At 58.9% G+C, this 25,605-nt stretch carries 26 protein-coding genes and 1 pseudogene; 20 read left to right on the forward strand and 7 right to left on the reverse strand.

Features of this window, described 5'->3' with window-relative positions:
• Positions 1-57: 57 nt before the first annotated feature.
• Entirely contained in the window at positions 58-1,173 is a 1,116-nt protein-coding gene (locus tag CAF90_RS04950) for an alkene reductase (protein ID WP_085604326.1), read from the forward strand.
• 65 nt (positions 1,174-1,238) lie between these two features.
• Here CAF90_RS04950 and CAF90_RS04955 read toward each other — a convergent pair whose 3' ends face one another.
• Both CAF90_RS04955 and CAF90_RS04960 read right to left on the reverse strand, forming a co-directional pair.
• Positions 1,239-1,664 (reverse strand): cupin domain-containing protein, encoded by a 426-nt coding sequence (locus CAF90_RS04955; RefSeq protein WP_085604329.1) that lies wholly within the window; start codon positions 1,662-1,664, stop codon positions 1,239-1,241.
• A gap of 132 nt (positions 1,665-1,796) precedes the next feature.
• A complete protein-coding gene (locus CAF90_RS04960) occupies positions 1,797-2,684 on the reverse strand; it encodes a transcriptional regulator GcvA (RefSeq protein ID WP_085604332.1) in 888 nt (295 codons plus the stop codon).
• A 108-nt stretch (positions 2,685-2,792) separates the two neighbouring features.
• Between CAF90_RS04960 and gstA the strand changes: the two genes are divergently transcribed.
• Positions 2,793-3,407: a glutathione transferase GstA gene (gene gstA / locus CAF90_RS04965; protein ID WP_085604335.1), complete on the forward strand. Its 615-nt coding sequence runs from the start codon at positions 2,793-2,795 to the stop codon at positions 3,405-3,407.
• 155 nt (positions 3,408-3,562) lie between these two features.
• Here gstA and CAF90_RS29830 read toward each other — a convergent pair.
• Positions 3,563-3,754: pseudogene (locus CAF90_RS29830) on the reverse strand (hypothetical protein); the annotation flags it as partial.
• 157 nt (positions 3,755-3,911) lie between these two features.
• On the opposite strand from CAF90_RS29830, the gene CAF90_RS04975 reads away from it, so the two are divergent.
• Positions 3,912-4,508 (forward strand): paraquat-inducible protein A, encoded by a 597-nt coding sequence (locus CAF90_RS04975; RefSeq protein ID WP_011333863.1) that lies wholly within the window; start codon positions 3,912-3,914, stop codon positions 4,506-4,508.
• Positions 4,505-5,176, forward strand: a complete 672-nt coding sequence (locus tag CAF90_RS04980; protein WP_085604341.1) for a paraquat-inducible protein A — start codon at positions 4,505-4,507, stop codon at positions 5,174-5,176. The genes CAF90_RS04975 and CAF90_RS04980 overlap by 4 nt, the downstream gene beginning before the upstream one ends.
• 6 nt (positions 5,177-5,182) lie before the next feature.
• Here the strand turns inward: CAF90_RS04980 and CAF90_RS04985 are convergent, their stop codons facing one another.
• Positions 5,183-5,932, reverse strand: a complete 750-nt coding sequence (locus CAF90_RS04985; RefSeq protein WP_085604345.1) for an SDR family NAD(P)-dependent oxidoreductase — start codon at positions 5,930-5,932, stop codon at positions 5,183-5,185.
• Between the two features lie 164 nt (positions 5,933-6,096).
• Between CAF90_RS04985 and CAF90_RS04990 the strand changes: the two genes are divergently transcribed.
• The 8 genes from CAF90_RS04990 (at position 6,097) to CAF90_RS05025 (ending at position 12,990) form a co-directional block, all read left to right on the forward strand.
• Positions 6,097-6,993 carry a LysR family transcriptional regulator gene (locus tag CAF90_RS04990; RefSeq protein WP_085604348.1) on the forward strand — a complete coding sequence of 299 codons (897 nt, stop codon included), beginning with the start codon at positions 6,097-6,099 and terminating at the stop codon, positions 6,991-6,993.
• A 101-nt stretch (positions 6,994-7,094) separates the two neighbouring features.
• On the forward strand, positions 7,095-7,949 hold the full coding sequence (locus CAF90_RS04995) for a putative selenate ABC transporter substrate-binding protein (protein ID WP_085604351.1): 855 nt from the start codon (positions 7,095-7,097) through the stop codon (positions 7,947-7,949).
• On the forward strand, positions 7,946-8,743 hold the full coding sequence (locus CAF90_RS05000; RefSeq protein ID WP_085604354.1) for a phosphonate ABC transporter ATP-binding protein: 798 nt from the start codon (positions 7,946-7,948) through the stop codon (positions 8,741-8,743). The genes CAF90_RS04995 and CAF90_RS05000 overlap by 4 nt, the downstream gene beginning before the upstream one ends.
• Complete coding sequence (locus CAF90_RS05005; protein WP_085604356.1) at positions 8,737-9,564, forward strand: ABC transporter permease; 828 nt, start codon at positions 8,737-8,739, stop codon at positions 9,562-9,564. The genes CAF90_RS05000 and CAF90_RS05005 overlap by 7 nt, the downstream gene beginning before the upstream one ends.
• A complete protein-coding gene (gene phnE / locus CAF90_RS05010; RefSeq protein WP_085604359.1) occupies positions 9,561-10,328 on the forward strand; it encodes a phosphonate ABC transporter, permease protein PhnE in 768 nt (255 codons plus the stop codon). The genes CAF90_RS05005 and phnE overlap by 4 nt, the downstream gene beginning before the upstream one ends.
• Before the next feature lie 212 nt (positions 10,329-10,540).
• Positions 10,541-10,813: a DUF3892 domain-containing protein gene (locus tag CAF90_RS29835; RefSeq protein ID WP_085604361.1), complete on the forward strand. Its 273-nt coding sequence runs from the start codon at positions 10,541-10,543 to the stop codon at positions 10,811-10,813.
• 82 nt (positions 10,814-10,895) lie between these two features.
• On the forward strand, positions 10,896-11,480 hold the full coding sequence (locus CAF90_RS05020) for a hypothetical protein (protein ID WP_085604364.1): 585 nt from the start codon (positions 10,896-10,898) through the stop codon (positions 11,478-11,480).
• A 139-nt stretch (positions 11,481-11,619) separates the two neighbouring features.
• The gene (locus CAF90_RS05025) at positions 11,620-12,990 is read left to right on the forward strand and encodes an SIR2 family protein (protein ID WP_085604367.1); all 1,371 of its coding nucleotides are present in this window, start codon (positions 11,620-11,622) and stop codon (positions 12,988-12,990) included.
• Positions 12,991-13,090: 100 nt separating this feature from the next.
• On the opposite strand, the gene CAF90_RS05030 is transcribed toward CAF90_RS05025, so the two are convergent.
• On the reverse strand, positions 13,091-13,411 hold the full coding sequence (locus CAF90_RS05030; protein WP_085604370.1) for a hypothetical protein: 321 nt from the start codon (positions 13,409-13,411) through the stop codon (positions 13,091-13,093).
• A 342-nt stretch (positions 13,412-13,753) separates the two neighbouring features.
• Between CAF90_RS05030 and CAF90_RS05035 the strand changes: the two genes are divergently transcribed.
• From CAF90_RS05035 to CAF90_RS05060, 6 genes are all read left to right on the forward strand, one after another.
• Positions 13,754-13,972: a hypothetical protein gene (locus CAF90_RS05035; RefSeq protein WP_085604373.1), complete on the forward strand. Its 219-nt coding sequence runs from the start codon at positions 13,754-13,756 to the stop codon at positions 13,970-13,972.
• Positions 13,973-14,513: 541 nt separating this feature from the next.
• Positions 14,514-14,873 (forward strand): DUF6124 family protein, encoded by a 360-nt coding sequence (locus tag CAF90_RS05040; protein WP_085604375.1) that lies wholly within the window; start codon positions 14,514-14,516, stop codon positions 14,871-14,873.
• Between the two features lie 310 nt (positions 14,874-15,183).
• Entirely contained in the window at positions 15,184-16,158 is a 975-nt protein-coding gene (locus tag CAF90_RS05045; protein WP_085604380.1) for a quinone oxidoreductase, read from the forward strand.
• A 36-nt stretch (positions 16,159-16,194) separates the two neighbouring features.
• A complete protein-coding gene (locus CAF90_RS05050) occupies positions 16,195-17,124 on the forward strand; it encodes a LysR family transcriptional regulator (protein WP_085604383.1) in 930 nt (309 codons plus the stop codon).
• 181 nt (positions 17,125-17,305) lie between these two features.
• Entirely contained in the window at positions 17,306-18,595 is a 1,290-nt protein-coding gene (locus CAF90_RS05055) for an OmpP1/FadL family transporter (RefSeq protein WP_085604386.1), read from the forward strand.
• Between the two features lie 64 nt (positions 18,596-18,659).
• Positions 18,660-19,172, forward strand: a complete 513-nt coding sequence (locus tag CAF90_RS05060) for a hypothetical protein (protein ID WP_085604389.1) — start codon at positions 18,660-18,662, stop codon at positions 19,170-19,172.
• Positions 19,173-19,184: 12 nt separating this feature from the next.
• Here CAF90_RS05060 and aspT read toward each other — a convergent pair whose 3' ends face one another.
• Together aspT and CAF90_RS05070 are read right to left on the reverse strand one after the other, a co-directional pair.
• The gene (gene aspT / locus CAF90_RS05065; RefSeq protein ID WP_085604392.1) at positions 19,185-20,876 is read right to left on the reverse strand and encodes an aspartate-alanine antiporter; all 1,692 of its coding nucleotides are present in this window, start codon (positions 20,874-20,876) and stop codon (positions 19,185-19,187) included.
• Between the two features lie 25 nt (positions 20,877-20,901).
• Positions 20,902-22,512 (reverse strand): mechanosensitive ion channel family protein, encoded by a 1,611-nt coding sequence (locus CAF90_RS05070; protein WP_085604395.1) that lies wholly within the window; start codon positions 22,510-22,512, stop codon positions 20,902-20,904.
• A gap of 228 nt (positions 22,513-22,740) precedes the next feature.
• Between CAF90_RS05070 and CAF90_RS05075 the strand changes: the two genes are divergently transcribed.
• Positions 22,741-24,258 carry a DUF1254 domain-containing protein gene (locus tag CAF90_RS05075; RefSeq protein ID WP_085604398.1) on the forward strand — a complete coding sequence of 506 codons (1,518 nt, stop codon included), beginning with the start codon at positions 22,741-22,743 and terminating at the stop codon, positions 24,256-24,258.
• Positions 24,259-24,285: 27 nt separating this feature from the next.
• A complete protein-coding gene (locus tag CAF90_RS05080; protein WP_085604401.1) occupies positions 24,286-25,581 on the forward strand; it encodes a DUF1254 domain-containing protein in 1,296 nt (431 codons plus the stop codon).
• Positions 25,582-25,605 lie beyond the last annotated feature (24 nt).

A 25,605-nucleotide genomic window follows, 5' to 3' on the forward strand; every position in this document is an offset into this window, starting at 1 on the left:
GTCGGCCCCAACGCCCGACACCGTCCACCGACCTTTTTCGAAGACTGGAGAACCCCCATGACACAACAACTGTTCCGTCCCATCACCCTCGGCCCCTACACACTTCCCCACCGGGTGGCGATGGCGCCGTTGACTCGCTCCCGTGCCGGGCAACCGGGCGACATCCCGACGTCCATGAACGCCGAATACTACCGCCAGCGGGCGAGCGCCGCGCTGATCATTACCGAGGCGACGCAGATTTCCCGTCAGGGCCAGGGTTATGCGTGGACGCCTGGCATCTACAACGACGAACAGGTGCAAGCCTGGCGCGAAGTCGGCCGCCAGGTACACGAGGCCGGCGGCTTGATCTTCATGCAGCTGTGGCATGTGGGCCGCGTATCGCACCCAAGCTTTCAACCGGACAACGCACTGCCGGTGGCGCCGAGCGCATTGCCTGTGCCGGGCAAGACTTTCATCGTCGATGCCGAGGGCAACGGTGTCTGGGGCGACGTGCCCGTGCCGCGCGCACTGCAGGTTTCGGAAATCGCCGACATCATCAACGACTACCGCCGCGCCGCCCGCAATGCACTGAACGCCGGGATGGATGGTGTGGAAATTCACGCGGGCAACGGCTATCTGCTGGACCAGTTCATCAACAGCAACAGCAACCAGCGCACCGACGGTTATGGCGGCACCCTGGAAAACCGCGCGCGCCTGTTGCTGGAAGTGGTGGCGGCCGTGGTCGACGAAGTCGGTGCCGACCGGGTCGGCGTGCGCCTGACGCCCATGGGCCGCTTCATGGGCATGGGCGATGAATCGCCGCAAGCCACGTTCGGCTACATCGTAAGTTCGTTGAACCGCTGGAAACTGGCCTACCTGCATCTGGTCGAGCCCGCCGTGGTCGGCACCGTCAAGGATGAAAACTTCGATCCGCGCTGGGACGCGATCATCGCTCAGTTGCGTGATGCCTGGGCTGGCGTGTTGATGATCGCCGGCGGCTACGACCCCGAGTCGGCGGAACAGGCGCTGGCCGACGGGCGCGCCGACATCATCGCGTTTGGCCGTCCGTTTCTGGCCAACCCCGATCTGCCTCGACGAATCCGTGAAGGGCTGACGCTCAATACACCGGACCCGAGCACGTTCTTTGGCGGCGATCAGCGTGGCTATACCGACTACCCGGTGCACGTCCACTGATACGCTGAACAGCGGACGCAAAAAGGCCTGCCACATCGGCAGGCCTTCTTCGTTTTCGCGGAGCGTTACTGCTTGAGAATCAGCAGTGGCTCGCCCTTCTTGACGATGTAAGTCGCCAGTTCCGAGCCCTTCTCGTTGCCGACGTTTTTCGCGATATGCGCCACGCCCGCAGGGATGAACAGCGAATCCCCCGCCTTCAGCGTCACCGGTGCCTGCCCTTCCAGCCGATACTCGAACGTGCCGCTGATCACGTAAGCCACTTCCACACCCGGATGCGCATGGTTGGGCGAGGTGACGCCCGGTTCGAAATCGACACGGGCCTGGATCACTTCGCGATCCGCAGCGCCTAGATCCTGACGAACCAGATCGGTGCGGCTCAGGCCCTGCTGCCAGCTTTTCGCCGGGGCGGCGGATTGGGTGTCAGCCGCGTGGGCGAGGCCGGTCAGCGAAACGAGTACGGCGGCAGCGGTCATCAGAAGTGTGCGGCGCATGGTGTTGCCCTCTTGGAAGTAGTGATGTGTTGACGACTACTTTGGCCGAGGCATGTACGCGGGATGTGTCCTGAGGTCGGGGTTTGTTACCCGATTGTGTACGGCAGCGGGATTGATACACGCGCATACAACTCACAGCACTTCTGACAGCCATTGCCTGAATGCCACGATTTTTTTCGACTCGGCGTTTTCATGGGGCGTGACAAAGTAGAAACCCGACGTGGACTTCAGCCGCAGATCAAACGGCGCCACCAGTCTCCCGGCGCGCAAATCGTCATCGACGTAGGTCGAACGCCCGATGCACACGCCCTGCCCGTCAATCGCGGTCTGCACCGCCATCATTGCCAGATCGAAGGTCAGTCGCGGGCCTTTGGCCGTGAGCGGTGGCAGGCCTGCCGCGTGCAGCCAGTCGTTCCAGTCATTGGCGGTCAGGCCGCTGACTTGCAGCAAAGGGTGATGGGCCAGATCCGCCGGCGTCTTCAAAGGCTTATCGCCGTTGAGCAGTCGCGGACTGCACACCGGGAAGATCTCGTCGGACATCAACCAGTCAGCCCGCAGCCCAGGCCATTCGCCGTTACCGTAGCGGATCGCCGCGTCTATCCCGGCCTTGCGAAAGTCCACCAGCTCGGTGGAGGCGCTGATCCGCACATCAATCTGCGGATGCGCTTCGCGAAACGACGGCAGACGCGGCAACAACCATTTGGACGCCACCGACACCAAAGTACTGATGGTCAGGACACTGTTGTTGCCCGATTCCAGCAGCTTTTCAGTCGAGTAACGCAACTCAAGAAACGCCGAGCGGATGCCGGGAAAATAAGCATTGCCCTCCTCCGTCAGCGCCAACCCGTCCTTCAAACGCATGAACAGACGCACGCCGAGTTCATCCTCGAGGCGACGGATCTGATGGCTGATCGCAGTTTGTGTGACGTTCAGTTCTTCGGCGGCGCGGGTGAAGCTCAGGTGCCGGGCCGCACATTCGAAGGCTCGCAATCCGTTGAGCGATGGCAGTCGGGGGAGCATATGACCTCTTCAGTCCATGAGATTTTGTCATACGCTAGCACTGCATTTGTCCTTTGCGAAGCGCTGCGGCGATGGCGGATTCTGAGGCTCCATTTGCAAGGAGATCCCATGAAACTGTACTTCGCCCCCATGACCTGTTCGCTGTCGCCGCACATTGTGCTGCGCGAGCTGGAGCTGCCATTCGAGCTGATCCGCGTCAACAACCAGACCAAGAAAACCGCCGACGGCCGGGACTTTCGCCAGATCAATCCGAAGGGCTACGTGGCTGCGCTGATGCTGGACAACGGTGAAGTGCTGACCGAAGGCCCGGCGATTCTGCAGTACCTCGCCGACCTCGTACCCGGTCATTCGCTGGCCCCGGCCAATGGCACTTGGGAACGCTCACGCTTGCAGGAATACCTGAATTTCATCAGTTCGGAAATTCATGGCGGCAGCGCGCCGTTGTTCAGCAGCGAAATCCCGGAAACCACCAAAACGATCTTCAAGCACAAACTGTTCAAGCGTCTGGATTACCTGAACCGCATCCTCGCGACCCAGCCCTTTCTGATGCAGGCATTCGGCGTCGCGGATGCCTATCTGTTCACCGTGCTGAAGTGGTTACCGACATTCAGCATCGCCATCGAAGACTGGCCAGCGCTGGCGAACTACATGACGCGCATCGGCGAACGGCCCAGCGTGCGGGCGGCCATCGCGGAAGAGGAAGCCACGCAACCGGTCCTCTGACGCGACCGATTGCGTTGAACGCTCTCAAATGGGCCGTCGCGCAGTCAGGCCCCCGACTCAGGATCGCTCGCTGGCAGGCCCCGCGCTTCTGGGTCCTCATCATCCTTGGCGGTGCTCTGAGGATTGGCGTCGGCGCTTCCTGAGCGGTTGCCGTCCTGCGGATGCTCGGATCCCACCGAATCGTTGGCCGCCACATCGCTCATGTCTTCTTCCAGTGGTGCTTCATCGTCCGGCGGCAAGGGGACTGGCGACTCATCCTTGCGGGGATCATGGCCGGTTTCGTTGTCGGTGGTGCGCGTCACGGCCTGTTGTGACAGGTTGCCGGGTGCATTTTCATCAATGTCCATGAGGTTCTCCGTTCTGGTGCGCAATGTTCGTACCTGAAGGTGTGAAACGAGTGAGTGGTGCTTAGTGCCCGGTATTGGACGAATGGCACCCCGGTTGCCGAATGCCCCAGCGCTTCTATAGTGAAGGGGTTCAAGCCCTCCTTCCGTCGAGCGCCCCATGGCCAGCACCGATCAACTGATCATCTGCGAGCATTGCGACTGCGTGTACGAAAAAGTCGTGCTGGCCAAACACCAGAAGACCCTCTGCGTGCGTTGCGGCGCCGTGCTCCAGCGCTACAACAACCTGAGCGTGGAGCAACGGCTGGCCCTGAGTTTCACCGCGGCGATGCTGTGGCTGTTCGCCAATTTCTACCCGGTGATGAGCATCAGCATGAAGGGCCTGAAAAACAGCGCGACCCTCTGGGATTCGGTGTTGGCCCTGAGTCAGGGGCCGATCACCTTCATGGCGATGGTCGCGGCCATATCGATCATCATCGCCCCGGCCTTTCAGTTGGTGTTGTTGATCTGGGTTCTGAGCTTCGCCCTCGCCTCACGCCGTTCGCCGGGGTTCAAGTTGTGCATGCGCTGGCTGGAAACATTGCGGCCGTGGAGCATGCTCGAAGTGTGTTTGCTCGGCGCGATGGTGGCGGTGTTCAAACTGGCGGGCATGCTCGACGTCATTCCTGGTATCGGCCTGTTTGCGCTGGCCGTGCTCAGTCTGTTGCTGATCCGCATCGCCGGGCGCGACGTGCGCGAACTGTGGGACATCCTATGAAACGACCACCGACGGCAACCGAACTCAATCTCTGCCTGTGCCACAGCTGCGGGCTGGCCTGCGACATGACCGGCGAACCGCACCAGTGCCCGCGCTGCGATGCGCCGCTGCACTGGCGCAAGACCAACTCACTGACCCGCACCTGGGCCTACATGTTCGCGGCGCTGGCGTTTTACGTGCCGGCGAATCTGCTGCCGGTGATGAACACCACCCTGCTCGGCAGCGGCGCCGACAGCACCATCATGAGCGGCGTGCTGGAGTTCTGGGAACATGGCGCGTGGGACATCGCCCTGATCATCTTCATCGCCAGTATTGCGGTGCCGGGGGTGAAATTCGTTGCGCTGACCTTGCTGTTGGTCACCGTGCAACGGGACAGCCATTGGGCGCGCAAGGAGCGTTCGAAGCTGTACCGTTTCGTCGAGCTGATCGGCTATTGGTCGATGCTTGATGTGCTGGTGGTCGCATTGGTGGCGGCGCTGGTGAAATTCCAGGCGCTGGGGGATATCGAGCCGCGCGTAGGGATTCTGTTTTTCGGCCTGGTGGTCGTGTTCACCATGCTCTCGGCCATGAGTTTCGACCCGCGCCTGATCTGGGACAACGCGCCGGACGAAGAAACGGAAAAACCCCGGCACTCGACTGAACAAGTGCCGGGGCATCAAGCGGTTTGAGTCAGATCAGATCTGCGCAGTACCGCCGTCAACGAACAATTCGATGCCGTTGACGAAGCTGCTGTCATCCGAGGCCAGGAACAGCGCAGCCTTGGCAATCTCGCTCGGCTCGCCCAGACGCCCGATCGGCACGATAGACGCCAGTTGATCGAACAGCCCCTGGGTGTGTTCCGCCGGCACCAGCCCTGCCAGACCTGGCGTGCGCACCGGGCCGGGGCTGATGGCGTTGACGCGGATGCGCCGTGGTTTCAAGTCCAGCAACCATGAGCGGGCGAAGTTGCGCACCGCCGCTTTACTCGCGCTGTAGACGCTGAAGTTCTCCGTGCCCTGCACCGAGGTGGTCGACGAGGTCAGCAGAATCGAGGCGCCATCGCGCAGCAGCGGCAAGGCCTTCTGCACGGTGAACAGCGTGCCCTTCACGTTGGCGTCGAAAATCCGGTCGAAGTGCTCTTCGGTGATCGAACCCAGCGGCAGCATGTCCCCGCCGCCGGCATTGGCGAACAGGATGTCGAGGTGCCCGGCCTTCGCGGCGATCTCGCTGTAGATGCGATCCAGATCGTCCAGCTTCGCCACATCGCCCTGGATGCTGATGGCACGCGGGCCAATGGCGGCGACCGCTTTGTCCAGTTCGGCCTGACGACGGCCAGTGATGAATACGGTAGCGCCCTGGGCGACGAACTCCTGCGCCGACGCCAGGCCGATGCCGGTGGTGCCGCCAGTGATCAGTGCGATTTTGCCTTCAAGTCTGTTGCTCATGATGAATCTCCAATAACCGTTTCGAGGTAGGTGACGGGTCGTAGGTGAGCCGTTGGAAGCGACTTTAGGCCGATCGATTGAATTGAAAAATCCGCCAAATCGGTTTTGTTTGTGCACAGACATGCACAATACTCAGCCGTGTCCAATCCACTGAGCCCGAATCGATGAATCAGTTAATGGCGATCCGCACCTTCGCCCGCGTCGTGGAAAGCGGTTCGTTCACCAAAGCCGCCGATTCGCTGAACCTGCCGAAAACCACGGTCAGCAAACTGATCGGCCAACTGGAAAACCACCTCGGCGTACGCCTGCTGCAACGCACCACCCGCCGCCTCACCGTCACCGCCGACGGCGCTTCCTATTACCAACTGACCCAACAATTGCTGCATCAACTGGACGACATCGACCAAGGCTTCAGCCAGGCGCAAGGGCTGCCGCGCGGCAGGATCCGCGTGGACATCGGCGGCTCGACCGCGACGATGCTGGTGATCCCCGAGCTGCCGAAGTTCTTCGAACGCTATCCGGACATCCAGGTTGATCTGGGCGTCAGCGACCGCCCGGTGGACCTGATCAGTGAGCGCGTCGACTGCGTGATTCGCGGCGGCCCGCTGACCGAACAAACCCTGGCCGTGCGCCGCCTCGGTGAAGTGTCCTGGAGCACCTGCGCCACACCCGATTATCTGCAACGCCACGGCACCCCGAGCCACCCGCTCGACCTGGCCAGCCACCAGGTGATCGCCTACCGCTCGGCCTCCACCGGGCGCATCCTGCCGTCGAATTTCCAACGTAACGGCGAACGCCATCAGATCGAAGGCAAAGGCCTGATCAGCGTCAACGAGAGCAACGCGCACCTGGCGGCCGGGCTCGCCGGGCTGGGGATCATCCACACTTTCAGCTACACGGTCAGGACCGCCATCGAGCGCGGCGAACTGGTGCCGATCCTCGAGGACTGGCGTCCGCCGGCGTATCCGTTTCATGTGCTGTATCCGCCGAACCGGCATTTGAGCAATCGGGTGCGGGTGTTTATCGATTGGCTGGTGGAGCGGTTTGCGCAGGTTGACTGAGCCCTCGCAATCGCGCCGTTTCGTCTAACCTGACTTTGCACCCGACGATGATTCCCCATCGTCGGCGCACTGATCTTGATGCCCACGAAACGGAGAATTCCATGCTCAAGCGAACCCTGGCACTGACCGCTGGTTTGGCCCTGTCCCTGTCCGCCGTGCTGGCGCAAGCCGCTGAGGTGTTGAAGGTCAGCGCGATTCCCGATGAAGCCCCGACCGAGCTGCTGCGCAAGTTCGAGCCGCTGGGGTCTTATCTGGAGAAGCAACTGAACATGAAAGTTGAGTTTGTGCCGGTGGCCGACTACCCGGCGGTGGTCGAAGCGTTGGCCACCAACCGTCTCGACATGGCCTGGCTCGGTGGCTTCACTTTCGTCCAGGCGCAGTTGAAAAGTGATCCAAAGGTCATTCCGCTGGTGCAGCGTGAACAAGACGCCCAGTTCACCAGCAAATTCATCACCGCCGACCCCAACGTCAAAAGCCTCGCCGACCTCAAGGGCAAGACCTTCGCCTTCGGCTCTGTGTCGTCCACCTCCGGCAGCCTGATGCCGCGCTATTTCATGCTCAAGGACGGCATCAAACCGGAAAGCTATTTCAGCCGCGTCGGCTACTCCGGCGCCCACGACGCCACCGTCGCCTGGGTGCAGGCCGGCAAGGTCGACGCCGGTGTACTGAACGCCAGCGTCTGGCAAAAACTGGTGGACGCCGGCAAGGTCGACACCAACAAGGTCAAGGTTTTCGCCACCACCCCGGCCTACTTCGATTACAACTGGACCGTGCGCGGAACCCTCGATCCGGCGCTGGCGGCGAAGATCAAAAAAGCCTTCCTCGACCTCGACCCGGCAAACCCCGAGCACAAGAAAATCCTCGACCTGCAAGCCGCCAGCCGCTTCATCGAAACCAGCCCGGACAATTACAAAGGCATCGAGGAAGCCGCCCGCGCCGCCGACTTGCTGAAATGACGCTGCGCCTCAAACAGGCTTCTCTGCACCACACCAATGGCGTGGAGGCCTTGCGCGGCGTGGATTTGCACATCGAAGCCGGCGAGCAGGTGGCGATCATCGGCCCGTCCGGCGCCGGCAAATCCAGCCTGCTGAACCTGCTGGCGACCGCCATTCGGCCCAGCAGCGGCGACATCGAAGTGCTGGGCGAGCGCGCCTGGCATTTGTCCGCCCGCCAACGGCAACGCCTGCGTGCGCGCATCGGCCTGGTGCATCAGGCGCCGCCCCTGCCGCCCCGGCAACGAGTGGTGACGGCGGTGCTGGCCGGCAAACTCGGGCAATGGAGCCTGGGCAAAAGCCTGATCAATCTGCTGCATCCGCTCGACGTGCCCGGCGCCCGCGCCGCACTGGCGCGACTGGATCTGGCCGACAAACTCTTCAGCCAATGCCAACAACTGTCCGGCGGGCAATTGCAGCGGGTCGGCATTGCCCGCGTGCTGTATCAGGCGCCGGAGGTGTTGCTGGCGGATGAGCCGGTCTCGGCGATGGACCCGGTGCTGGCCGGGCACACGCTGTCGATCCTGTCGCGCCATGCCCGCGAGCACAACGTCACGCTGGTGGCGAGCCTGCACGCGGTGGAGCTGGCGCTGGCGCACTTCCCGCGGATCATCGGTCTGCGCGAGGGGCAAATCCTGTTCGACTGCCCGTCCGCGCAAGTCAGCCGCGACATGCTCGACACCCTCTACGCCAACGAACAACTGCAATCCCCGGCGCCCGCCGTCCCCCCGCTGATTGTGCAGATTCCCCGATGCTGAGCGCCGACACCCGCGACCCCGCCGCACTGCCCCGGTTGCTGCTGACCGGGCTGGCGATTGCCTTGCTCTGGCCCGGCATTCAGCTCAGTGAGCTGGATCTGGGCGTGCTGTTTCACGCCGACAGCCAGAGTGAAATGGGCCGTTTCGTGTCGATGTTCTGGCCACCGGCCCATGACCAGGAGTTTCTGCAACTACTGCTCAAAGCCACCCTGCAAACCCTGGCCATCGCCACCGCCGGCATGGCCCTGGCGCTGTTGTTGGCGGTGCCGGCCAGCCTGCTCGCCAGCCGCGCCCTGTCGTTGACCGCCGCCTCCCGCAGCGGCCGCCCGAGCCTGTTGGGCCGACTGCTGCGCTGGCCGGTGCGCGCGCTGCTGATCTTCCTGCGCAGCGTGCCGGAAATCGTCTGGGCCCTGCTGTTCGTGCGCGCCGTCGGCCTCGGCCCGGCGGCGGGCGTGCTGGCCATCGCCATCACCTACAGCGGCATGCTCGGCAAGGTCTACGCCGAAATCTACGAATCCACCGACCAACGCCCGGCCCACGCCCTGCTCCAGGCCGGCAGCGGCCGCCTCGCCAGCTTCGCCTACGGCGTACTGCCCAACGTCGCAGCGGAACTGCTCTCCTACACCGTCTACCGCTGGGAATGCGCCATCCGCGCCTCGGTGGTCATGGGCTTCGTCGGCGCCGGCGGCCTCGGCCAACAGATCGACCTGTCGATCCGCATGTTCGCCGGCGGCGAAGTCGCCAGCATGCTCCTGACCTTCCTCCTCCTCGTCCTCGGCGCCGACCAACTCAGCCGCCTGCTGCGCTGGAGGCTGGCATGAAACGCCTGATCAATTTGGTGCTGATTCTCGCCATTGTCGCGGCCGTCATTGCCTCGTTTGCCTACCTGGGCCTTGATCTTGAAGAGCTCGGCAGTCCGACCAGCCTGAAACAGATGGGCTTGTATGTGGCGCGCTTTCTCAGCCCGGACCTTAGCGCCGACTACCTGACGGCCATCTTGCGCGGGTCGATGGAAACGCTGGCCATGTCTGCGCTTGGCACCCTACTCGCTGCCGTGCTGGGGTTGTTATTGGCGCTCCCTGCTGCTGGTCGGTTTGGCTGGTTTTTTCAGAGTGCCGCGCGTCTGGTGCTCAATGCACTGCGTGCGATTCCTGAACTGGTCTGGGCTGCGTTGATGGTGCTTGCGGCTGGGCTTGGGCCGAATGCCGGGACACTTGCGCTGGCCCTGCACACCACGGGCGTGTTGGGGCGGTTGTTTGCTGAGGCGCTGGAGAACACACCACCGGAACCGGCGGATGCGATTCGGTTGCAGGGGGGGAATCCGGTGACGGCGTTCTGCTACGGCACGCTGCCGAACCTCGCGCCGCAGTTGCTGGCGTATTGTTTGTATCGGTGGGAGAACAATATCCGGATGGCGAGCGTGCTGGGGTTTGTCGGGGCTGGGGGGTTGGGGCAGATGTTGTATGTGAGCTTGAGTTTGTTTCAGGAGGCGCAGGAGGGGATGGTGATTTTGGCGATGTTGGTGCTTGTGTGGGGGGTGGATTGGTTGAGTGGTTGGGGTCGGGGGCGGTGGGTTAAGGTTTAGATTGCGGCAATAGTCGACCGTGATGGTAGCAAGGCTGGTGCAGGCATTGCTTACTGTATATCTAACCCACTGTTCTATTTAGATTTTTTCTAAAAAAACACATTCAAAAAATATTAAAATGGCGAAAAGATTCGGAGCTTCCAAGAAACCTCCACTACATTCATATGGCGATGAGCATTTTTTGAAAGCCGCACGTATAAAGGAGAGGGAAATTGGGAGACTGTCAAATCACCTGCATTACACTATCCGGCTCTAAATCTCACGACCGGATAACACAGGTTGGTAATGCGTCAGTACCGTGGTATCTCACTACAGCAGACGCAGTACAACGAATAGAAGCAAAGACCGATACGTTTTATGTAAAGAACTCATTCGGGATACGGGCTGAGGTAGGGGTTGTTCGTCCATCTCAAGGTTTGCCTTACTTACGAACATACGCCGACGGTGTCTGGACAGACAACTTGTTAAGCTTGGGCACCTGCTAGCTGAAAAACTCAATCAAATAGCTAGCGTACTATTTCCAAGACGACGCAACCCCGAAGCGCCTCCAAAAATCACGGAGAATTTATGTCATTTTCAGATTTCATGACAGATACGATTACAGTAAGAAAAAGTACTGGCGAAATTATTACCGACCTGAAAGCAAGCGTTCAATCAAATAATATCTTCCTAGATCGATCAGACATACTTATCGAGCCAGGCGATCTAATTGAACGAAGAATGTCCAATGGAGGCGTGGAATCTTTCGATGTCATTGATCCAGGTTTTCATGAACCTTTTCATGGCATCGATGCGCACTACCAAATGAAGGTAAAAAAACTTGGCCTACCAGAAGCCCAACAACGAATTAAGAGCATCACGTACAACATTACAGGACACAACGCACGCATCAACCATGACTCTTTTGACAATTCGACAAACTCCGTGACCATAAATGGGCAACTGAATGAACACCTCACTTCTATTAGAAAAATAATTGAAACCATTGAAGACGCAAGGCAAAAAAATGAGGCGTCTGAGATTTTGGATAGCGTTGAGTCACAACTAGCATTACCGACCCCTAGCAAAACCGTTATTACCGCACTACTGAGTGCGCTCCCTCACATAGCAAGCATAACTTCACTGGCTACAGCGATAATTGGGGCTCTCTGACCAATCAATCTGTCGAAAAAATCGTTAGAGCAAAATGAGCAGGCATTTTATGAGCTAGACTATAAGGGTGACTGATTTATTTTCTGAAAATAAGTTTGTCACCTCTTTTTTGTTTTTCACGACGCTAAATGGAGGTCGCATGCCTTTAAGCTACGAGCAATATCAAGAAGAGGTAACGTCCGACATACTTAATGTTCTTGGCCAAGCCGCATGCCAACCAATTCTATTCGTAGGCTCAGGCTTTTCAAAACGGTATTCCAATGGTCCAAGCTGGGAAGAACTACTCAAGGCCTTGGCTTCAAAGTGCCCAAATATCAGTTTGGATTTGGCTTACTACAAACAAAAAAATAAAAGCTTAGTGGAAATCGGAAGCATATTTTCTGACTGCTTCAGAGAGTGGGCGTGGACTGATGGGAGAGATCAGTTTCCGCCTGAGTATTTCTCTGAAGCTTACCCTTCCGACATTTTCATAAAGCATTCTATTGCGACTATTCTCGATGGAATGGGGCCGGACAAAAATGGGTCCTACGGATCAGATCATCTGAATAATGAAATTGCAGCCCTTAAAGCAATGAGCCCGCACGCACTCATAACAACAAACTATGACCAACTGCTAGAATTAATCTTCCCTGATTTTGAAAGAGTCGTGGGACAGCAAGTACTAAGCAAACCATACTTATCAATTGGAGAGATATTTAAGATACACGGATGCATCTCCGACCCACTATCCCTCGTATTAACGGAAGAAGATTACAAAGTATTCGAGGCAGACAAAAAATACTTAAGTGCAAAACTACTTACCTATTTTGCAGAGCATCCACTTCTTTTTATTGGCTATAGTGCCGAAGATCAAAATATAAAAAGCATACTCTACGATGTCACTCGAATGTTTAAGGCAACTCAAGCCTTAACTCCAAACATTTACATCTTAGAGTGGGACAAGGACATCAGCAAAAACTCCTACCCCCCTCGCGAGCGGATAATTAATGTTGGCGGAGATGTAACGATCCGCATAAAAAGCATAACCGCCTCATCGTTTGACTGGGTATTTAATGCATTTGGGAATAATGGGACTCTTGAGCAGATCAACGTAAAACTATTGCGCGCCCTCATGGCTCGGGCATTCAACTTGGTAAGGAGAGACACGTTAACAAAGCAAGTAGAAGTCAACTTTTCAATGCTTGAGCATGCAGTGGAGAGCGATGAAAATTTTGCAAAAATACTGGGCATTACATCTCTAGATGGCCCTGCAAGCGTAAACGCCAATTATCCATACACGCTCCAAATGGTGGCAGAGAAACTCGGGTTCACCAGTTGGAACGGCGCACACAAACTTATAGAAGCACTCGAAGATATGACTGGATTCGATATGAAGAACTCGGACAACCCTTACCACTTCAAACTGAAAACCGGAAAATCGGACAGTAGCTTTACTAGAAAATACTCAGAGGCCGCCGTAACCTTATTAGGAAAAGTACAATCAGGTGAAAATTTTAAATTAATAAAATGAGAAGAAATGACAGCAAAGGGGACTGACAGCAAAGGGGACGGATTTATTTTTAAGTACTGCTCAGAAAAGCAGATCACTCCGCCCCTCTTTTCCATTTTTCCTATGCACGAATATCACTTAAAAAACACTTGATTTTTTCATACTCATCAAACGTCACTTCGTACGTAACCAAAATTTTTTGCCCCGGCCAATCCTTCACAACTAAAAACTTTTGCAGAAATCTCCACGCCGACGCTAACAAAGTCAACACACCAAGATAACTAATCAAATAAAAACTAAATACAAAAATCAGTTGCCACCCCTCACTAAAATCCAGCAGCGACGCTAAATAAATCAAACAATTGGTAGCCACTACAAACAACAGAAGAAAAATCCACACACAAAAACCGTGCAACCCGACTTTAAGCTTCGCGCCTTTCATTTTTAACCTTTCGGATAAATATAGTAATCACGCCCAACGTGTTCGCATTATTATCTACAAATCGACGACTTGAACAGCCAATACTTTACTCACGAGCTTAAATAACAACACTTTCTCGAAAAAAGAATTCGAACCATATAAATACAGAAACGTCCTACAACTCACCCGTGACTCTATGCAGTAGTCTCGCGAGGCTTTAGGAATTGAGAAAGGTGGAAAGATATATCCTCAGATCATTAGTCCGCTTCGCTTTTGTTGATCTGTGAAGGCCATGTGATAGCATGCGTTCGCTCCCCCCGGAGAGGGGGAATTTTTTCTACATCCCGCAAGGAATATGCCCTCGTGAAAGACTTCGTCATCAGCGTCAACAACACCGTCCTCTATCTCTCCCTGGCATTCATCTGGCTGGTCGCTGTCGTCGCGATTTTCACCAGCGGGTTCTTGCCGGCGCTGGGTATCTTCGTGGCCGGCACCCTGTGCTGGTGCATCATTTCCGGCTTCTGGTTCGTCCAGTCGGCGACCTACGAAGAACTGCGTAAGCTGAACGCCAGCAAAAACTGAAACATCAGGGTGGAGCCGTAAGTGCCCCGCCCTACCCTGAGCGCTTGGTTCCGTGCCAAGCGCTTCTCTCTGCTGCGAACTACTCGCACGGCCCCGCCTTCTCCGACCTCTAAATAGCTTCGCCCTTTCCCTTTCAGCCGATGAGGGACGGGACTGTTTTCAGGAAATAAGCCCTCACCTTTGAGCGCTTAAACAAGCCCGTTTAAAGCAACCCGCCGTAACTTCCCCAAGGCTACAACGCCTTGCGTCATTGCCTACGACTACGCCAGAATCCGCCGGCTTGTGCGCCTGGCATGCGGCTTTTATCGTTCTGGGGTCACTGAAAATCAGTGATCGGGTTTGGTAGCCCGGTATTTCCAGGCGCATAGCGCCACCTCTTTGCAGGGATCGTTCTCGTCTCTGCTTTTTTATGGTGGCCGTGCGCAGGGCTTCTTCGGAAGCGCCGGGTTCCTGGACCGGTCTACCAACCTGAGCATGGCCACCACCTTACGTTTGGTAGCGAAGGGTGATGGCTCCTAGATTGCTTTCCAGGAGATACATCATGATCAAACCAACACCCAACCCACCCGACACCGACCCCACTTCCCCCTACGAATCCCCCAACTCCAAAAAACTCCACGACGCCGCCGAGCGCGCGCTGGATCATTACCTCTTCCCCGCCGCCGGGATCATGTCGTCCTTGAACGAGCCCGAGCGGATGTATCTGGCCAATCCCAAATTCAACACCGAATGCTTGTTGGCCAACGCCAGCGAAAACCTCGGTGCGGCCAGTGAGATGCTGAGCAATTTCGCGGCCACGCTCGATCCGTCACGTCGCAAGACGGCGATCGGTATTGCGCAGTTGGTGATGATTGCCGAGCTGGCGGTGAATCAGGCGCTGGATCACGTCGAGGTCGCGTAACCAGGCGATGGCTGTAGGAGCCCTTCGCTGCGGCTTCTACAGCGCGATGTGTTGAGTCTCCCGCTGCTCCAGGAAAAAGCGCGGCTCAAGAGGTAATGGAATGCAAAACAGCCCGGGCCGACACCCTCGTTAACGACGAAGGGCGTCGGCCCGGGCTGTTTGCGTTTCAATAAAGGGCGTTGAATTCGAACTACGGGGCCTTGATCCAATTGCTGCATTGAATGCACATATGAACTGCACTTAACCCGACTAGTGCTCCACACGCAGGCGTTTAGACTCTCCCCACGATCAACGTAAGGGAGCGTTCAACATGGTCACCAGCGCCGTCATCCATCAAACCGGTGAGCCTCAAGTCATTCAGTTGGAGCAATCCACCGCGCAAACACCCGGCCCCGCCGAGGTCTGGCTTGAGCAGTTGGCCATTGGCGTCAACCCGCTCGACTTGAGCCAACGTTCCGGTGCCGCGCCGTTGGCGTTGCCTTCCGGGCTGGGGCTTGAGGGCGCCGGGCGGGTTGTGGCGCTGGGAGCCGATGTGACGAACGTGGCGGTCGGCGACCGCGTCGCTTATGCCACCGGCCCCATCGGCGCCTATGCCAGCGCCCGCCTTTACCCAGCCAATCGGCTGGTGAAGATCCCCGACAGCCTGAGTTTCGAGGACGCGGCGGCTGTGCTGTTCAAGGGCATTACCGCGCAGTATTTGCTCAAGTCCACTTACCCCGTCGGGCCGGGTTCGACGGTGCTGATCTACGGCGCGGCCGGTGCGCTTGGGCAGATCATGGTGCCGTGGGCGAAGCATTTGGGGGCGTTGGTGATTGGTGTGGTGTCCCGCGACGAGAGTGTCGAGCGGGCCAGGTTGGCGGGTTGTGATGAGGTGTTGGTGTTCGATGCGGCGACGCTGGCCGACGCGGTGGTCGACATCACCCAAGGCAAGAAAGTGGATGTGGTGTACGACCCGATTGGCCGGGTGTCTTTCGAGGCGTCGTTGAATTGCCTGCGCCCGCGCGGGTTGCTGGTGTCGTTCGGCATGGCGTCGGGGGCGCCGGCGCCGGTCGAGATCAGCACCCTGAATGCCAAGGGTTCGCTGTTCCTGACCCGACCGTCCCTCGCCGCCCACACCGCCACGCCGGAGGAATACCAGCAGCGTGCAAAGGACGTGTTGCAAGCGATTGACGCCGGTATCATCCAGCCCAATGTCGGGCGTCGTTATCCGCTGGCGGACGCCGCCCGGGCCCATGCCGATCTGTACCGGGGCGGTTTGCCGGGGGCGATTGTGCTGGTGCCTTGAGTCTTTTTTCGGGTCATCCACGAGGGTTGTCGTTGCATGGATCTGTTCGATAGCCGTCAGGCCGATGAAGTCGCCACCCTGCTGGCCCTGGCCGAGCACGGCTCGTTTGCGGCGGCGGGCCGGACGTTGCAGCGCCATCCCTCGGTGCTGTCGAAACGGCTCAGCGCGCTGGAGTCGCGGCTGGGGGTGCGGCTGATCGAGCGCACCACCCGGCAATTGCGTTTCACCGATGAGGGGCAACGGCTGGTGGCGCGGTTCGGGCATGCGGTCAGCCTGATCGCCGAAGCGGAGCAGGATGCGCGCGAGGGTGCCGCCGAAGTTCGCGGGCGTTTGCGCATCGCCCTGCCGGCCGCCATGGGGCGGCTGTGGCTGGGGGATATCATTTCGGCGTTTGCCCTGGCCCATCCGAACGTGGCGCTGGAGGTTGAATATGCCGAGCGCTTCGTCGATATCGTCGCTGAAGGTTTCGACGCAGCGATCCGCATCGGCGAACTGGCTGACAACCGTTTGGTGGCGAAAAAGCTCTGCGATCACCGCCGAATCCTGTGTGCTGCGCCCTCCTACCTTCAACAGCACGGCGAGCCGAAAACGCCGGCGGATCTTGCTGCCCATCATTGCCTGGGGTTCACCGGGCTGCATTCGTATCCCGAATGGCGACTGACTCGCGGTGATGACAAACAAACCGTCAAAGTCCGCAGCCGTCTGGTCAGCAACGACAACGAAGCGCAGCTGTGTGCCGCGCGTATGGGCGTGGGAATTTTGGCCGGCGGCGACTGGCTGATGACCAAAGACCTGCGCGAGGGGCGTCTGACGCGGGTGCTTCCCGAGTGGCAACTGGATGCTGACACGGGGGTTTATCTGGTGCGGCCGTCAGCGCGGTTCAACACGGCGACGACTACGGCGTTCAAGGACTGGATCGAGGGGGCTTTTGCTGAAGGTGCGCCTTGGGTGAATCCGCCCCGCTAACTGACCCGCGAGCACACCCGACTCACTTCACAAAATCGCTACTCGAAAGTTACCACTCGTCGTTTCTCTGCCGGAACGTCCAATCACTACTAGTGTTTATCTGACTTCAAGACAACCTCGAAGAAACCGGTAGTCGCATTTCAGACATTCAATGTGTTGATGATTTCGCAGAGGACGCGCCATGAACGTAAGCCGATACGCTTGCCGACTCAGTGTTTCTGTCCTGGCCGTGGGTTTGCTGAGCAGCAATGCTCAGGCCGGCGGCATTCTTATTTATGAAGCAGGCCAGGAAGGTAATGGCCTGGCCAATGCCGGGGCCGCTGCCCTGGCGACCGATCCCAGTGTATTGATGAGTAACCCCGCCGGACTCACCGAACTCAAAGGCACGCAGATCAGCGCCAACGGGCAGTTGATTCTGGGTGACATGCGCTTCTCCCGCGACAGCAACAACCAGTTTGATGGCAACGAAGGCGGCAATACCTTGCAGTACCTGCCGGGTGCCAGTTTGTTCGTCAGTCACCAGATCGATGAACGCTCGGCCGTCGGTTTTGGCATGTATGGCAACTTTGGTCTGGCCCTGGATTACGACGACGATTGGGCAGGTCGATATTTCAATCAGGAGGCCGCCGTCATTGGCGTGTCCTTTCAGCCGACACTGGCGCACAAGTTCACCGATGACCTGTCCATCGGCATCGGCCCGCGCATCATGTACGCCTATTACCGGAATGAAACAGCGATCAACAACAACCTGCTCGGGCTGCGCGACAGTCCCGACGGCCAGCTCGAATACAAGGACACCGACGTCGGCGCCGGCATCAATCTCGGCCTGCTTTATCGCTTGAGCGAACGCACGCAGATCGGCCTGGCCTACACGAGCAAGATCGACCTGGAGTTCAAGGACAGCCCGAGCGTGCGCAAGGTCGACAACCCGATCATCAATGCCGCCCTGCGGCGCCTGGACGCCGACTCACTGGAACTGGACATGTCTGTGCCGCAAACCGTTCTGCTCAGCATCGCCCACGACCTGAGTCCGCAATGGAAACTGCTGGGCAGTCTCGGTTGGCAGGACTGGAGCCAGTTCGGTGAAATCGGCGTGGAGGTCGACGCCAATGCGACCGACGTCACCCGGACCGCCGACCGCAAATACAAGGACACCTGGCACGCTTCGATGGGCGCGCAATACCAGATGACGCCGCGCCTGCGTTGGAGCATGGGGCTGGGGTATGACAGCTCGGCGGTGGATGACAAGGATCGTACTGTCGACAACCCCATGGGCGAGGCCTGGCGTCTGGCGACAGGCGTCAATTACCAGATCGATGAAGGGCTGGATGTCCATGCGGCCTACACCCTTGTCTGGCTCGGCGATATGGACGTCGAACAGACCAAATCCCGCTCCGGGGAAACCCTGTCCGGCACCTACCGAAACGCCGCCCTGCACATCCTCGGTGGGGGCGCGACGTGGCGTTTTTGAGCCTTCAATGCCGGGGCACTTTTGTCTCGGCTAACCGATTTCCTGACTTCCAAAGGACGCCGATATGAGCCCGGTGATAAACAAAATCAAACATGAGTTCATGAAGGCGCTTCCACCCACGATCTTCTTTTTCGTGATCTTGCATATCGTTGCTTTGATCCGTGCGCTCATGATTAAAGGGTCGGGGGTCGATCTTCCGGTTTCAGCCTCCGTTCTGATCGCGTCGCTCATACTCGGAAAGTCGGTATTGGTCGCGGACATGCTGCCCTTCATCAACCGTTTTCCCGATAAGCCGCTGATCTGGAATGTCACCTGGAAGACGCTCATGTATAACCTGGTCGCGCTGATCGTCCATTACCTGGAGCGGCTATACGACTACTGGAAGGAAGCCCCGAGCTTCATGGATGCGAACAACCTGCTGTGGTCTTCGATGAACTGGCCCCGGTTTTGGGCGGTGCAAATCCTGCTCATCACGCTGATATTCATGTATTGCGTGATCGCAGAGCTGGCGCGTGTCATTGGACGTGATCGGCTGAAGGTGATGTTTGTGGGGCCGCTTCCACCGATGCAACGCTGAGTCGGCGGGCCCCTAACCCGCCACCACAAAAATGATAATGGGGCCACAAACAGCCAACAGCACGTTGGACACCGCATAACAAACCGTGAAGCCGATCACCGGCGTGTTGCTGCCGGACTGCTCGATGATCTTGTTCATCGACGCGGCTTCGGTCTGCGCCCCGGCCAGACCGCCGAACAGCACCATCGGGTGCAGGCGCAGGATGTAGCGACCGAAATACAGCGCCACCAGCGGCGGCAGAATGGTCACCACTGCGCCGGAGATCAGCAGTGACACGCCTTGTTCCTTCATCGCCTCGAAGGCGGCGGGCCCTGCCAGCAAACCAATGACCGCGCCGAAGGCCGTCAGGCCGAATTCGGAAAACGCCCATTGCGCGGCAGGTGGCAGCGCGCCGATTTCCGGATGGCGTGAGTTGTACCAACCGATGGCCAACGCCACTACCAACACCCCGCCGCCGATGCCCAACTCCACCGGAATCATGCCGATGTGCGTGGACAGCAGCCCCAACAATGCCCCCAGAACCATGCCCAGGGTGTGCATCGCAATGTCGCTTTTATAGCCCTGCTTTCGAATCCGCCCCAGGCGCTGCGCCAATGCTTCGACGCTGGCGGTGCGCCCGGTCACGCGGATCACGTCGCCTCGGCGCAGGACGGTATTGGGCAGCAGCGGCAATTCGTAGCCTTGCCGGCTGATGGTGTTGAGAAAACAGCCCAGCCTCTGGGTGTTTTTCAGTTGAGCCCGGATTTCATGCAAGGTCTTGCCGGCGAACTCTTTCGAGGTCAGGACGATGTCCGCCTCGCGGGTCGGAAACGACAACGACGGCGGATGGTCAATTTCCGGCCCGATCCAGTGGCTGAGCGTGCCGACCGCCTCACGCAACGCATACACCCCGACGATATCGCCCTCCATGAGCACGAAGCTTTCATCGCGCTCGATGATCCGCCCGCCCCTCACCACGCGCTCGATGCTGAGCGCGTCATGCAGCTTTTCAAGCTCGGCGATGGACTGTCCGCAGGCCTGGCCGACCGCTGCAACCTGATGGGCGCGCACGACAATGCGTGTGTAGGAAACGGTGATCGCGTCCTCGTCTTTCTCGATCCCCAGCTCCAGTTCCAGCTCCCGTGCCGAGGCCTTGAGGTCGACCCCGAGCAACCGTGGCGCAATGCTGCCGACGAAGACGATCAGGCCGATGGTGCCGAACAGGTAGGTGATCGCATACGCAATGGCCATGTGGCTGTTGAGCGTGGCCTTGGCGACGCTGTCGATCGGCAGTTGGTTGAGCGCGCTGGTGGCGGTGCCCATGATCGCGGTGTCGGTCAACGCGCCGGCGCCGAGTCCGGCGGTGAAGCCGGCGTCGAAGCCGTAGATCGCGTTCATCAACAGGATCGCGCCCAACGCCGTCGCACACAGCACCACGGAAAGCACCACCAGTTTCAGCGTGCCTCGGTTGAGGCTGCCGAAAAACTCCGGCCCGCTCTTGAACCCCACGGCGTAAATGAACAGCACGAAGAAGATCGACTTCAACCCCGCCGGGACTTCCACACCGATCTGCCCGATCAGCAGGCCCATCAACAACGCGCCTGCCACAGAGCCGAGGTGGAAGCTGCCGATGTGCAGGCGACCGATGAACACACCGGAAGCAATGGCCAGGAACACGGCGATTTCGGGATCGGCGCGCAGGGCGTTCAGGAAAAATTCGAGCATCTGACGGACTCCCGCTCAACGCCGGCTATGTATCTTTCGGTTCTTTGGCCGGAGCCGCGAACCAGTTGTCTTTGGGCACTCGTTTTTCTTGCTCGGGATCGCCCAGATAGTGCGGCGACATGATCTGCACGCCGTATTCGTTGAACACATCCTGAATGTTCGCGTGCAGCATGCTCAGCAGCTCCGCGCGCGGTCGCGGCAGGCTGGGAATGGCCTGGGCCACCAGACGATATTCGGGGTAGAAATCGGACAGCGCGGTCTGGAACACCTGCGCCGGTGGCTCCTGCAGGACACCGGGCGTGCGCCGGGCTGCCTCCAGCAACATCGCTTCCACCTGACGCCACGGGGTGTCGTAGCCGATGGTCACGACCGTATCGACCACATAACCCGCTCCTTGCACGGTGCGCGAATAGTTCTTGGTGACGGTGCCGGTGATCATCGAATTGGGCAGGGTCAGCACTTCACCCAGCCCCGTGCGGATGCTGGTGGTGAACATGCCCAGTTCAGTCACGGTGCCTTCGTATTCGCCGATGCGCACGAATTCACCGGGACGCAAGGTGCGGGTGTACGTCAGGATCAGCCCGGCGGCCGCCTGCCCCACCACGCTGGTGGCGCCCAGGGAAATCATCAGGCCGATCAGCACTGACAAGCCCTTGAACGCGTCGGTGCCCGCCCCCGGCAGATACGGGTAAGCCATCGCCAGTGCAAACAGCCAGATCGCCAACGAAGTGAGGCGCTGGGTCGGTTGCAAGGTTTCATGGTTCAGCCAGCTGAAGGTGCCCGGCGTCGCCATGCGCCGAAGCACCCGGCGACTGAAGGCCGAGGCGCCACGGGCAATGAAAAAGATCGCCAGGGCCACACCCAGACCGGGGATCGCTCCGACAATCGCTTGCAGCAAATAACTGGCGACTTCGATCAGGTAGTTGTTGAGGCTTTCCCCCCATGGCCGGGTGTAAGGAAACCGTGAAAGGACAAAACCCAGCCATTCATACGTCAGCAACAGAATGACCAGCCAGCGCAGCAGCCAGAACAGGCGTATCACCAGCGGATAAAGGTAGTTGGCATCAATGACCTGGACCTGCCCCACTTTCAGTGCGCGGGTGTGCCGATGCATCAGATCGGGCAGGCGTTGCAGCAACCGGCGCCGCAACCAGGCGATGCTCCACAGCAACGCCAGGTAGATGCCCGTCGCGACGGCTGCCAGACCGGCGGAGCGCACCATCAGGTGCAAGCTGCGCGCTTCGCGGGTTTCCGCCACCACCAGCCGCAGCTTGTCCGCCGCTCCCTGCGCAGCCTGCTGCACTGAGCTGTATTCAAGTCCGTCGACGTCCTTGGGGGCAACGATAAATGCACGCCGGTTGCCCAGCAGCACCAGATAGTCTTCCTGAAGAGGCTCGACGGTCACCGTCGGCGCATCCGACTCATCCAGTGCTTCGCCGATGACGGTTCTGGCGCGTTTCACCCGCGAAGCCGGTGCCTCGCCCAGTAACGTGGCGCGGAACACCATGATGCTGCGGTTGGCGAGTTTCAACTCGACGAAATCATCAGCCGCCCTGGGTTCGTCCACGGCCAATGACAGTGCAGACCAGCACAGACCGCAAATGACCAACAGGACGGCGAACAACCTGCTTCGCATATCCGGGTTCCTTCCGCCATGGGTGTGAGGACTGAGCGTTCAGATCGCAGCCTAGTTCAGGGCCCATTACTTGTCAGATTTGCCCGGTGGGATCGGGCGCGGGTAGCGCAGTCGTCACGGTCGACTACACTTTCGCGGGTGCCTGTTTCCTGCCCTTGAAACCATCCGGTCTGCCCTGCTGTTGTTGTCGACGCGTTGCCTCCTGTCACCCCCGAATCTGGAGCCACCATGAGCGTTGTAAAAGGATTGATGACCTGTGTGGCCCCGCCACTCGCGAGAACGAACGTTGCCAATGCGCTATTGCCCGGACTGCTGACGGTGTTGCTCACCGTGGGCGGCATCGCTTCGGTACAGGCCGCCACCGACCCTCTGGGTGGGCAGCCACCGCCGGGATCCAGCCCGTCGGTCAAGGACTTCGACTACCAGATCAAGTACCAGCGCGCCTTCGAGGCCGTGCTGTGGAACATGCCGGCAATCTCCATCTACGCCTTCCGCCGCGCGGCCATCAACGACCTGGGTTACAAGGACAACGACATCATCGCCTACTCGGCGACCGCCACCCCGCTACTCGAAGCCCTGACCGCCAACAGCTCCACGCCTTACCTCGGTGCCTACACCGACTTGCGCAACGGCCCCGTGGTGCTGGAGGTCCCGCCCGCCGGAGCCGACGGCAGCCTTTATGGCCAGGTGGTGGACGCCTGGCAGTTCACCATCGCCGACGTAGGGCCGGCCGGGATCGACAAGGGCAAGGGCGGCAAATACCTGTTCACCGCACCTGACTACAAGGGTGCGATTCCCAAGGGCTACTTCCACGTCAGCTCGCCCAACTATCGGATCGCCCTGGCTTTCCGCTCGGTGCCGCCGGCCGGCAAGACCGCTGCTGACGCCTACGTGTACGCCAAGCGCCTGCGCATGTACGCCTTGTCCGAAGCGAAGAATCCGCCGCAGCAGAAGTTCATCGACCCCAGCCATCAGCGCTACCCGACCCTGCCGTTCTACGAAGAGCGGCACTTTCAGGACATGTACGACATCATGAGCGTGGAGCCCGTCAGGGAGCACGACAAGGTCATGATGGGCATGCTCAAGTCCCTGGGCATCGAAAAAGGCAAACCCTTCACCCCGGACGAAACCGCCAAACGTGCCATGCACCAGGCCGCCATCGACGCCTGGTTCTTTCTGCAGGAGTGGTTCGACAAGGAAATGGTCAAGCGCGTCTATTGGCCCGATCGTCATTACGTCTCGCTGTTGCAGACCGATGTCAATCGCCAGTTCAAATTCACGTACGACGACAAAATCGATCTGATCGAACGTGCCGCGGAATACTTCTGGTGCACCTACATGCCCAAGGTGCTCAGCGACTCCCCCGCCACTGCCTACATGGTGGCGCTGGCGGACAAGGACGGGCATCTGCTCGAGGCCGGCAAAACCTACAAGGTCAACGTTCCGGCCCAGATGCCGGTCAAGCAGTTCTGGGCGCTGACGGTCTACGACCGCGCCACCTTCTCCTTCATTTACAGCGACAGCAACCGCACCACGCTGTCGTCGTTCGACCTCGACAAGTTGAAGAAGAATGCCGATGGCAGCGTCACGCTTTACGTCGGGCCGAATGCCCCTCAGGGGCAGGAATCCAACTGGATTCCCACCTCCGGCAAGCGTCCGATGCCGACCATGCGCTTCTATGGGCCGACCCAGGCGTTTAACGACAAGAGCTTCAAGATGCCTGACTTCGAGCAGGTCAATCCCTGACTTTTTCTCTGCCTCATTGGAGTGCTCATGAAACGACTGACGCTTGCGGCAACCCTGCTTTCACTGGCCGTTCCGGCCTTTGCCCAGATCTCCGACAAACTGGCTCAGGACGCCTACACCTACGGTTATTCCATCGACGAAGCCTATAAGTTCTTCTACGAGACGGCGGTCAAGACCGACACGCCGCTCAACCGCTTCCAGAACATCCGCCATCTGGCCGACGACAAATACACCGATCACCCGACCATCAACAACGACACCCTGCACCTGATGGGTTGGCTCGATGTGGCTGCCGAACCGGTGATCGTCAGCGTGCCGGACATGGACAAAGGCCGTTACTGGATCCTGCACACCATGGACATGGGCCATTACACGGTGACCATGATCGGATCGCGTACTCGCGAGACGAAGGGTGGTCACTTCATGTTTGCGGCACAGGACTGGAAGGGCGAAGTGCCGGGCAGCGTTACCGAAGTGATCCGCGTCGACTCCAACCTGGTGAAACTGATGGGCCGGATCATGGCCACGGGCCCCGAGGATCAGAAAACCGCACTCAACTACATGGATGAATGGAACGTGCGGACACTCTCCGCCTACCTGGGTGAGCCCGGTCCCAAGGCCAAGACGCGCACCTATCTGGACCCTGCGAAAACCAACTGGCTGCAACGGGTCAACTTTGTTCTGTGTGACGGCACCATGGGCAAGGCCGACAAGAAATGGCTGGACCAATACAAGGCCGTGGGCGTTGAACCCTGCAAGGAAGACTTCACCCCGGATCAGCTCGCCGCCGCGAAGAAAGGCGAAGAACTGGGCATGAAACGCATCAAGGAACTGGCGCCGACCCTGACCGATGCCGGCAAGTTGTTGGGCACCCGCAAGCAGTTGAGTGACGATCCGCGCGAACTGTTTGCCGAAGGCACCTACCTGGGCCAATGGGGGCTGCCGCCGGACGAAACCATCTACCTTCAAGCCGTCAAAGGCAGCGATGGCAAGAACATCAATGGCGCCAATGGCAAGACCTACCGCATGCACTTCAAGGCACCGGACGTCAGCGAGTTCTGGTCCTTTACCGTGTACGGCACTGACAACCGGTTCATGGCGCACAACGACATGAACCGCCACAGCCGTGGCGACCGCACCTTGAAACCCGACGCCGAGGGCAACTACACCATTGAACTCAGTGCCAAGGGCGATGCGAGCAATTCCAACTACCTGCCCATTCCGGAAAAAGACGTCTACATAATTCTGAGGATGTACGGCCCGAGCAAGGAAGTGCAGGCAGGTGGCTACAAGTTCCCTGCCGTGGAAGTGGTCAAGCCTTGACCGAACCATGAGCGCCCTTCCACC

The organism is Pseudomonas sp. B37(2017) (genome assembly GCF_002112885.1).
Classification (GTDB): domain Bacteria; phylum Pseudomonadota; class Gammaproteobacteria; order Pseudomonadales; family Pseudomonadaceae; genus Aquipseudomonas; species Aquipseudomonas paraglycinae.